This is a genomic window from Microcystis sp. M53603_WE2 (assembly GCF_030065435.1).
Genome location: NZ_JASJFF010000224.1, coordinates 1 through 1,968 on the forward strand (window position 1 = coordinate 1; position 1,968 = coordinate 1,968).

2 protein-coding genes are annotated in these 1,968 nt (G+C 48.1%); one reads left to right on the top strand and one right to left on the bottom strand.

What is annotated here, in order from left to right:
• Positions 1-1,049, bottom strand: a 1,049-nt coding sequence (carA, locus tag PX481_RS04825) for a glutamine-hydrolyzing carbamoyl-phosphate synthase small subunit (protein ID WP_288093826.1), incomplete at its 3' end; no start/stop codon positions are given.
• A 197-nt stretch (positions 1,050-1,246) separates the two neighbouring features.
• Here carA and PX481_RS04830 point away from each other — a divergent pair.
• Positions 1,247-1,968: helix-turn-helix domain-containing protein (locus tag PX481_RS04830; protein ID WP_288093828.1), on the top strand; the 722-nt coding region annotated here is incomplete at its 3' end.

Consider the following 1,968-nt stretch of genomic DNA (forward strand, 5'->3'; position numbering starts at 1 on the left):
ACCGAGAAAAAGGGCAAAGACCTGTGTTTTAAACCCGCTACGGTGCGATCATTGAGGTTGAGATGGGTAATCTCCACTTCCGGGTTTAAAGAGGCTTCCTGCACGGCAAAACCGTGATTCTGACTGGTAATTTCCACCTGTTGCTGGAGTCCACAGGGTTGATTTAACCCGCGATGACCAAATTTCAGTTTAAAGGTTTCTGCTCCTAGGGATAGCCCCAAAATTTGATGACCCATACAGATGCCAAAAGTGGGTTTTTCCCCTTGTAAAAGTTGCTTGGCTAGGGCAATACCTTCGGTGACAGCCGCCGGATCTCCCGGTCCGTTAGAAAAGAAAATACCATCGGGATTATATTCGGCGATTTTTTCTGGGGGAGTGTCGGCGGGAACCACGATCACCCGACAACCGTAGCTGGCTAAACGTCGGAGAATATTGCGTTTGATGCCAAAATCGATCGCCACCACCGTTAACGGTTCTTGATCACTATCAATTGGCGCAAATTCCCAGGCGGACGGGGTGGGAGTCGTCCACTCGTACACTTCCTTGGTGGTAACTTCTTTAACGAGATTTAACCCCGCCATACTGGGGGCTGCCTGCACCAGCCGCAGTAAATCATGATAATCGAGTATTTCCGTGGAAATTGCCCCATTCATCGCCCCAACCGAGCGAATTTTGCGGGTCAGAGACCGGGTATCGATGCCATAGATGCCAATAACATGATGATCGGCCAGATAATCCGGTAGGGATTGGGTAGAACGCCAATTACTGGGCCGGTGGCAGATATTTTTGGCGATCGCTCCTTTCACCTGGGGACGAATTGACTCCTCATCCTCGGGGTTAACCCCCGTATTTCCCAATTCCGGATAGGTAAAAGTGACGATTTGACCGGCATAACTGGGATCGGTGAGGACTTCCTGATAACCAGTCATCCCCGTGTTAAAGACAACTTCGCCGACGGTGGTTCCCTTGGAGCCGAAGGAATAACCCTCGTAAACCGTACCATCGGCCAGAACTAATAAGGCTTTTTGACTAGCAGCACTTGATATCATCGTCAATTTTTTAATCTTGAGTAGTGGTGAGAAACAGAAGTCAAGGATAGACTAGAACAGGGACTAGAAAACGAATTGCTTAGTTTTAATTGGCTAGAGCGTTTTATGATTAAGAGTACATCCGCTCAAGGACAACAGCTTCCCCTGACTAGCCATCGGCAAGATCCTATCGCTTAAAAAATAACTATATAAGTAATATGAGTGCAAGAAAACTGACTGATGCCACGAAAAAAGAAATTCTTAAGCTTTATCGGGAAACGGAGGCCACCACTTCCACCTTAGCCGAGCGTTATGGCGTGAGTAGTTCTACGGTCAGTCGTTTTCTCAAAAATTCTTTTTCTGGCGAGGAATACGAGCAATTAATCCAGAAAAAACGCTTGGCCCGCAATCCTCGTGGCCTCGAGGAGGAGGAAGCAGCAGCGGATTTACCGGAAAAAGCGATCAAGGTGATTAGTTTGCGGGCAGCCCACATCGCAGCTAAGGATGAGCAGGCTTTTCAGCAACCGAGCGCTTCTGTGGAACAATTAACCCTGTTAATGGATACCTCTTACCCGCCAGAAGCAGATAATTCGGAATATATAGAAATTAATGGCGATAAACCCCTAGAAGACGCTAATTTAACCGAGTTTTTCGTCGAAGCTATCGAGGAAGAGGAGGAGGAAGATGAGCTTGACGAGGATTGGGATGAAGAGGAGGATGAAGATGAAGATGAAGACGAGGAGGAGGAGGAACTAGCGGGGAGCTATTTAGGCCCGACTATCGTTAAAACAGCCCAATTAGAGATATTACCCCTCTCGGCAGCGGCTTTTCCCAAAACCTGTTACTTGGTCATTGATCGCGCTGCCGAATTAATCACCCGTCCCCTCAAGGATTTTGCCGAATTGGGTAAGGTTCCCCCTCAGGAAATCCAGCAGCGCAC